Raw genomic sequence first — 8413 nt, 5'->3', positions numbered from 1 at the left:
TAACCTTAGAAGTGACGGATCTATAATTTCCATCATTGGAATTGGTCTTAATATTAACCAAACTAATTTTGAAAATTTACCTAAAGCTTCTTCCTTAGCTGTGGTATCTAAAAAGGAACACAATAAGGAACAATTATTGTTTTTAATTGTGGAAAACCTCAAAACTAACATTAAACTAATAGAAGTTAATTCTCAAACGCTTTGGGATTTATATGCTAATTGTCTTTTCAAAAAGGGTGTTCCTATGCCATTTAAAGGAGGGGATACTAAAAATTTTATGGGTATTATTCAAGGTGTTTCCGCCTTGGGGAAGTTGCAAGTAATTTTAGAGGATGATTCCTTGGTAGAATACAGCATTAAAGAAGTGCAAATGCTGTATTAAGATACTGCGTTTTCATCTCATAAAATTACGTTCAGCGTTTAAAAACTAAATAATGCCTTAATTAACAGTGCAATATCGTCTATTTTCGCTCTCCAATTTGCTGTCTCCACATAGCATAATACAGTCCTTTTTCATCAATTAAATCAAGATGCTTTCCTTGTTCGATGATTTTTCCTTGCTCGAGAACAAATATTTTGTCGGCATGCATAATCGTTGATAATCGATGTGCAATTAATACGGTGATTTGATTTTTTTGAGATGAAATACTTCGGATTGTTGCGGTAATTTCTTCTTCAGTAATAGAATCTAAGGCCGAAGTAGCTTCATCAAATAAAAGCAATCTCGGCTTTCTCAAAAGTGCTCTTGCAATCGATAAACGCTGTTTTTCCCCACCAGAAACTTTAATTCCGCCTTCTCCAATAGTGGTATTTAAACCATTCTCTGCTCGTACTAATAAGTTTTGACAAGCCGATTTTTGTAAAACATCATTAATTTCCTCATCTGTAGCATTCGGTTTTACAAAAAGTAAATTGTCTTTGATAGTTCCCGAAAACAATTGTGCATCCTGCGTTACAAAACCCAATTGTTGTCTCAGTTCAGTCAAATCAATTTCGTTGGCGTTCTTCTCATTGTAAAAGATTGCGCCATCAGCAGGTTTATAAAGCCCAACAAGCATTTTTACTAAGGTCGTTTTACCACTACCTGAAGGACCTACAAATGCGATAGTTTCGCCAGCCTTTGCTTCAAAAGAAATGTCCTGAACAGCATAACTAGATGCTGATTGATGTTTGAATGAAATATTTGAAAAACGTAAATGGTCTATAGCACCAATTGTTTTTGGATTAGTCGGAATCTCTTCGCTTTTTGAATTCATTAAATCGGCAAAATTGTCCATTGACACTTTTGTCTCATTATAGGTAGCGATTACGTTTCCTAATTCTTGTAATGGATTGAATAAAAAGAAAGAGAAAAACATCAAAGTAATTAGATCACCAGGTAAAATAACCCCTTGAAAAATAAACATGTACAAGGCAAATACTAAACCAGTTCGCATAAAATGTACGGTTGTTCCTTGAATAAAACTTAAGGAACGAATAAAACGGATTTTTTTTAATTCTAAGCCTAATATTTTTATTGTAGTGCCATTTAAACGGTCTACTTCTTGATCTGTTAAACCTAAGCTTTTTACTAGTTCAATGTTTCGCAAAGACTCAGTAGTTGCTCCAGCCAATGCTGTTGTTTCTTTTAAAATATCAACCGATACTTTCTTGATTTTTTTACCTAAAAAAGAGCTAATTACAGCAATTACAGGTACCGTGGCTAGAAAAATAGGACCTAATAACCAGTGAATATTGACGGCATAAACGACCACAAAAATAATTCCTATTAGGGTTTGAAAGACCATGGAAATAGAAAGTGTAATGTATTTTTCACAATCAGATTTTACTTTTTGCAATCGACCAAGTGTTTCACCACTTCGTTGGTCCTCAAAGTCTTGAAAGGGCAATTGCAAAGCTTTTTGGATTCCTTCTGTGTACATTTGTGCACCCGTGCGCTGAATAATAATATTGGTAAAGTAATCTTGGAAATTTTTTGCTATTCGAGAGATCATTGCTGCTCCTAACGATAGGCCTAACCAACCTAAAACTGCCTTTGTGAAATTGCCATAATTTCCATTGAAGTCGGCGACTCTTACACCACATTGATTGAGGAGTTTTCCAATAATTATGGAATCGAATAAAGAAAAGCATTGGTTAATCGCGGCTAAAAAAAGGGCCAAAAACAATAAAGGTTTGTGGGCTTTTAAATAGGTATATAGAATTTTCATCGGTATTTTGTATAATGGAAGTGCAAAACTACGACTATTGAATTCAAATAGAATTATCTAATTTAAAATTTAAGATAAATTAACAATAAGACTTTGCTAAACTTGTACAAACGGTACTTGTAAATTTTGTTTCCATTTTTGATAGCAGTAATTTAGTGGTTCGTACAAATGCATCTGAATTCTTAATGTCTGTATTATGAAAAAAAGCGCGCTTGCCCTTATTATCGTTAGTTTTTTATTGAGCTCATTTAGCTATGCGCAAAATAAAAAAATAACTACTGCATTGCCAACGTCTAAGGTCAATGTTTTTTTAGGAACATCTGGGGATCATGGTCAAATGTCTCCTGCGGCTTCCTCTCCTTTTAATATGATGAGTATTAGTCCGCAAACTTATCCTCATATTCACGCAGGCTACGAATTTTTAGCTAAAGAATTTTTAGGCTTTACACATACTCGAATTGAAGGTGTAGGCTGCTTAGGGAGTGGTGGAAATATTTTGGTTAAACCAATTTTAAACAAAAAGATCGATACGGAATTGCTAAAGAAAACAGAAAAAGCGTCACCAGGATCATACGCTGTTACCTTTGCAAACGGAATTGAGGCAAAAATGCAAGTGCAACATAATTTTGGGATTCACGAATACCAATTTTCCCAAGGACAAGCCGGACTCTATATCGATCTATCTTATGCTTTCGTGGATCGTTTTGTAGCTGAAGAGCATGAAATTTTAGGAAATACCATCAGCGGTTGGGTTGAAACGAAAACTACTTGCGATAAAGGAATTTACCGGATTTATTATGCAATTGAAATCACGAATAGTAGTAATATAGTTGCTATAGATCGCCATCGCTTACTGGTAGAAGGGAATAAGGGCGCTACTAAGTTGGAGGTACGTATTGGCTTTTCATCGGTCGATGTCGCTTACGCAAAAGCACAAATTCAACCTGTTTCAGGATCTGTTATGGCTGCGCAAACAAAGAGTGAGTGGGATAAATTGCTTAGCACCATTATAGTTGAGGGAGAAAAAGAGAGAGTAGATTTATTTTATTCTCTTTTATACCGCGGCCTGCAAGCTCCTTTTTTAATCTCAGAAAAAGACGGAACCTATGCAGCTATTGATGGAAGTATTCAAAACACTAAAGATCCCGTTTATAATGGTTGGGCTATTTGGGATAATTATAGGGAACAATTACCACTCTTGTCTTTGATTTACCCACAAAAGTATAGTGCTATTATAAAATCGATCGCAAATTTGTATGTGTATGGAAAAAATAATTGGGCAACGCAACACGAACCGTCACCAACGGTACGTACAGAGCATGCGGTAGTGGTGCTCTTGGATGCGTATAAGAAGGGTTATGGGGTAGATTTTAGCAGAATAAAAGACTCTTTAATTGCCGAGGGGAATCGCTTGGAGTATAATTCTCCCGATAAAGCTCTAGAGTCGTCTTATGACAATTGGGCTTTGTCTGAAATATTCAAAATCACCAAAGATGTAGAGTTGAGTCAAAAGTACCGTACTAAAGCCGCAGAGTATAAGGACTATTGGAAAAAAGACTTTGCTGATCTATCTAAAAATGATATTGATAAAATGCCTGCAAGAGGAATGTATCAAGGTACAGTTTGGCAATACCGATGGCTGGTTCCATACGATATTAAGGGACTGAAGGACTTATGCGGTGGCGAAGATCGGTTTATTAGTCAGCTCGACCAATTCTTTGGCTATGATAATTATAACCATGCCAATCAACCCGATTTACAAGTACCTGGACTCTATAACGCAAGCAAACAACCTTGGAAATCTCAAAAATTATTCCGTGAATTGCTACTGGATACTGTTGTTCAAAGCTATTTTAACGACAACAGTAAAGGAATCGATTCCTACATTGGACGTATTTATAAAAATGAACCCCAAGCTTATGTGCGTACCATGGATGATGATGCTGGTACGATGTCGTCTTGGTTTGTTTTACGTAGTATGGGTTTGTCGGCTGCTAATGTTGGTGATCCTATTTATTACGTTACTGCTCCCATATTCAGAAAAGTAATTTTGCAACTCGAAGATAAAAAGACCTTTACAATAGAGGTCACAAATTATAACAAGGATTGCTTTTACATTCAATCAGCTTGGTTAAATGGCAAAAAAATCAATAGGAACTGGTTGAGTCAGCAAGAAATTAGAGACGGAGGGCAGTTAATAATCGAAACTGGTTCAAAGCCAAATTTGTCCTGGGGTATTTCAGATCAATTTATCTCGACATTGGATAAGTAAGTCTTTACTAAAACCTGCTTTAAATTAACTCAAAATTAACTAGATATTGTAAAATTATATCGTGCACAATATATATCTTTGTCAAAGTTTAAAAATAGCACTATGGATGATCTTTTAAAATTGGATGCTCAAGTTTGTTTTCCTGTATATGCGTTATCTCGTGAGATTACAAACTTATACCGACCGATATTAGAACAGCTTGATTTGACGTATCCGCAATATTTGGTTTTACTTGTGTTGTGGGAAAACAAAACGCAAACAGTAAATCAAATAGGAGGTAAGTTGCAGTTAGACAATGGTACTTTAACACCATTATTGAAGCGATTAGAAGTAAAAGGCTTGGTTAATCGAACCCGCAGTAAGTTAGATGAAAGGGTTGTAGATGTGTCTTTAACAGTCGCAGGAAATGCTTTAAAAGACAAAGCTAAATGCATTCCTAAAGAGGTTCTGGAGGCATTAAATGTATCTGTAGACGATTTACAACAGCTAAAAGATGCAATAGAGAAAATAGTAAATAGAAATAAATAATAAAATACACAAAATGAAAACATTATATACAGCAGAAGCTATTGCAACCGGCGGTAGAAACGGTCACGTTAAAAGTAGTAACGGAGTTTTAGACGTACAAGTAAGAATGCCAAAAGCATTAGGTGGCGCTAATGATGACTATACAAACCCTGAAATGCTTTTTGCAGCAGGATATGCCGCATGTTTTGACAGCGCTTTGAGTTTAGTAATCAAGCAGGAAAAAATTACAACGGGTGAAACGACTGTTAATGCAAAAATCAGTATTGGTCAATTAGACAATGGTGGTTTTGGTTTAGCTGGTGAGTTAGCCGTAAATGTACCAGGAGTCACTCAAGAAAAAGCACAAGAGTTAGTAGAAAAAGCACACCAAGTTTGTCCTTATTCTAACGCAACTCGCGGAAACGTAGCAATTGATTTAATAGTAACTAATAACTAAAATAAAGTAAGATGGCATTAATAGACGATTTAAAATGGCGTTACGCTGCAAAGCAATATGATCCAACAAAAAAAGTAAGTCAAGAGAATGTAGATAAAATTGTTGAAGCGGCACGTTTAGCTCCTACATCATCAGGTTTACAACAGTTTAGAGTTTTGGTTGTAAGTAATCAGGAAATTAAGGAGAAATTAAGCGCTAAAGTGCTTAACCCAGAGGTGATGATAGATTGTTCTCATGTTTTAGTGTTTGCTGCATGGGATAAATACACTGCGGAACGCATTGATACCATTTACAATAAAACAACTGATGATAGAGACTTACCAAGAGGTCGCTTTGATAGTTACACGGATAAGATAAAAGGGATTTACTTAAATCAGTCTGCCGAAGAAAATTTCGAACACACGGCTCGTCAATCCTACATAGGTTTTGCAATGGCTATCGCGCAGGCAGCTGAGCTAAAAGTTGATACAACACCTGCTGAAGGTTTTGACAATGCCTTGGTAGATGAATCATGAGATCTTGCTTCATTAGGTTTGCGAAGCGTTACGTTATTATATCTAGGATACCGCGATGCCGAAAAAGATTGGTTAGCTGGTATGAAAAAAGTACGTAATAGTACGGATGAATTTGTAATCGAAATCAAATAATACAATCATTGCTACCGCTTTTGGGTTAGCCATGAATCATAAAAAGCCAAACAGGAGCAATCCAAGTTTGGCTTTTTATTTTTTTGTTCAGTACTAAAATTGTGGATAATCCTTCTCTTTTATTCAAAAATGTTTTTAATGAAAAGACAACGAACTCCTATTTTTCTTTAAATAGAAATCCCAGACCCATACTTTTGAGCATTTTTTTTTCAAACTTCCAAAAGAATGTAAATTGTCCAAAAAGGGTTCCAATGGCTACGAGGAACACTTGGTAAAGCGGAAAAATAATTAATAATCGGATCAATATAAACCAACTTCCAAAATCTGCAGCAGTGATTCCTAGCCATAAACAAACAGGCTTTGAAATCCAGGCTGAAGTAGAGCCTGTAATAGCAAAAACGATAAATATAATGGCAAGCTGCAGGTTTGATTCAATTCCCCAGCGTTTCTTTAATTTCTTCATCTTTATAAATAATGGTTACAAAGATAGCAAGATTATCTAGAAGGAACATTGCCAAACAATCGCTGATTATTGGTATTTTGAAAATATATCATGTAGTTGTAAATCAAGTAATTTACCTCATAACCATAATTCACGGTATAATCGTAGTTAATGGTCATTTCATACAAATTCGGGCTAAATCGATTTGGTTGAAGCACGCGACTGTTCCACTCCGTAATATACATTCTGTTTTTATTTTCTAGGAAAGTTTGCGAATGATAGCCTCTAGGGAAGGCGCGGGAGACGAGCCAACTTGTAAAGCCAGGATCTATAATTATCACCTCATATTCTAATTCTTCATTAGCAATTCTGATCGTATCTCCATGTATTGCTTTATTGTTTTCGGGAGTGTTGACCGCTTTTTTACTTGTCGTACAGCTGATAATAATCAGTAAAATGAGGATCAACACATAAGTATACTTTCTCATAAGTAGTTGTTTTACCCTAAAGTTACAAAATATTAACTACCTATAACTCCCACAATAGTTAAATGTCTTTCTGTTGGTTTTTGACCAGCCATCAAAAAGAAAGTGGTTATTCCTATTTAGAAATAACCACTTATATATAAAACCGTGTTTTCCATGAAGGAATCACTGTTGGTTTTTAAAACGTTCTTTAGAATTATTTTATTTTCCAAAAAGACCACCTAGCATTCCGCCCAATCCGCCTCCTTTTTTAGTAACGGCATCCATTGCATCACTCATATCCACTTTTCCATCACCATTTTGATCTAAACCAAATTGCCCACCATATTTAGTGATTGCATCCATGATTCCTGCGTTCTCACCACCACCTGAAATAGCACCAATAATATCTGAAATTTCAAAACTAGAATCTTTAGGGTCTTTTGCTTTATCTACTAGCGAGGCTAGTATCTTTGGAATAATGCTAGAAGCAACTCCTGCAGCTGCACTACTATCTATTCCTAATTTTTTACTTAAATTTCCTGAAAGTTGTTGGGTTAAATTTTGTACTGCGGGATTGGAAGCGTCCTTTGCGTTATCTCCTTGAAAAAGAGCTGCTAATTGAGAAAGATCCCCATCTGCAACCATTTTTTGTAATCCCGTAACCACTGAAGAGCTAGCTTCATTAATTACAGCTTCATTTTTTTCGTTAGGAACCGCTGGATTGTTTACCACTGTGTCTACTCCAAATTGTTGTGCTAATTGTGTTAGTTGTTCGAACATATATAATTTTTTTGTTTTCTTAAAGGTACAAAAAAAGTGGATTTGTTAAAAATCAAATAACAAATCCACTTTAAAAGGGTAAAAAAATAGCTTAATTAACCAATCAAGCTAATGATTTGCGAAGCTAATTCCGTTCCAATTCTATCTTGTGCTTCTCCAGTTGCAGCGCCAATATGTGGTGTCAACGAGATTTTAGGATTCATTAAAATCGCCATTTCTGGAGTTGGTTCGTTTTCAAAAACGTCTAGACCAGCAAACAATACTTTTCCGCTGTCTAGTGCTTTTACTAATGCAACTTCGTCAATTACACCACCACGAGCGCAGTTTACGATTCCTACATCATTTTTCATCATAGCCAGTTCTTTTTCTCCAATAATGTATCCATCTTGAGCAGGAACGTGCAAAGTGATAAAATCACTTTCTTTAAATAATGATTCTAAGGATTGAGATAAAATTGTAGTAGTGATCGATTGTCCGTCAAAAAATTCCACTTTAACATCTACCTGAGGGATAAAACTGTCTGCAGCAATTACCTTCATACCTAACCCAAGAGCCATCTTTGCAGTAGCTTGACCAATACGACCAATACCAACGATACCAAGGGTTTTTCCTCTTAATTCAACACCATTTG

Annotated in this window: 8 protein-coding genes and 2 pseudogenes; 5 read left to right on the top strand and 5 right to left on the bottom strand. The window is 35.6% G+C overall.

The genetic code is table 11. From position 1 onward, the window contains the following. Positions 1 to 382 (top strand): annotated as a pseudogene (locus P8M54_RS14925) (biotin--[acetyl-CoA-carboxylase] ligase); the annotation flags it as partial. A gap of 79 nt (positions 383 to 461) precedes the next feature. On the opposite strand, the gene P8M54_RS14920 reads toward P8M54_RS14925, so the two are convergent. Further along, positions 462 to 2210, bottom strand: coding sequence for an ABC transporter ATP-binding protein (locus P8M54_RS14920; protein ID WP_300288811.1), 1749 nt, complete (start codon positions 2208 to 2210; stop codon positions 462 to 464). Between the two features lie 196 nt (positions 2211 to 2406). Between P8M54_RS14920 and P8M54_RS14915 the strand changes: the two genes are divergently transcribed. From P8M54_RS14915 to P8M54_RS14900, 4 genes and pseudogenes are all read left to right on the top strand, one after another. Further along, positions 2407 to 4482: a glycoside hydrolase domain-containing protein gene (locus P8M54_RS14915; protein WP_300288809.1), complete on the top strand. Its 2076-nt coding sequence runs from the start codon at positions 2407 to 2409 to the stop codon at positions 4480 to 4482. A 102-nt stretch (positions 4483 to 4584) separates the two neighbouring features. Continuing rightward, positions 4585 to 5010, top strand: coding sequence for a MarR family transcriptional regulator (locus tag P8M54_RS14910; protein ID WP_300288807.1), 426 nt, complete (start codon positions 4585 to 4587; stop codon positions 5008 to 5010). 13 nt (positions 5011 to 5023) lie between these two features. Continuing rightward, a complete protein-coding gene (locus P8M54_RS14905; RefSeq protein WP_300288805.1) occupies positions 5024 to 5446 on the top strand; it encodes an organic hydroperoxide resistance protein in 423 nt (140 codons plus the stop codon). 11 nt (positions 5447 to 5457) lie between these two features. Then, positions 5458 to 6093, top strand: a pseudogene (locus tag P8M54_RS14900) (nitroreductase family protein). A gap of 157 nt (positions 6094 to 6250) precedes the next feature. On the opposite strand, the gene P8M54_RS14895 reads toward P8M54_RS14900, so the two are convergent. From P8M54_RS14895 to P8M54_RS14880, 4 genes are all read right to left on the bottom strand, one after another. After that, entirely contained in the window at positions 6251 to 6556 is a 306-nt protein-coding gene (locus P8M54_RS14895; RefSeq protein WP_300288803.1) for a DUF6787 family protein, read from the bottom strand. Positions 6557 to 6588: 32 nt separating this feature from the next. Next, a complete protein-coding gene (locus P8M54_RS14890) occupies positions 6589 to 7023 on the bottom strand; it encodes a DUF6146 family protein (RefSeq protein WP_300288801.1) in 435 nt (144 codons plus the stop codon). Positions 7024 to 7221: 198 nt separating this feature from the next. Beyond that, entirely contained in the window at positions 7222 to 7782 is a 561-nt protein-coding gene (locus P8M54_RS14885) for a DUF937 domain-containing protein (protein WP_300288799.1), read from the bottom strand. Between the two features lie 95 nt (positions 7783 to 7877). Continuing rightward, positions 7878 to 8413 (bottom strand): NAD(P)-dependent oxidoreductase (locus P8M54_RS14880; protein ID WP_300288796.1); only part of this gene is annotated, 536 nt, incomplete at its 5' end.

This window comes from Flavobacterium sp., from assembly GCF_029242675.1.
GTDB lineage: Bacteria > Bacteroidota > Bacteroidia > Flavobacteriales > Flavobacteriaceae > Flavobacterium.
The sequence above is the reverse complement of the archived record's forward strand: the minus strand, read 5'-3'. Positions and strand labels throughout refer to the sequence as shown.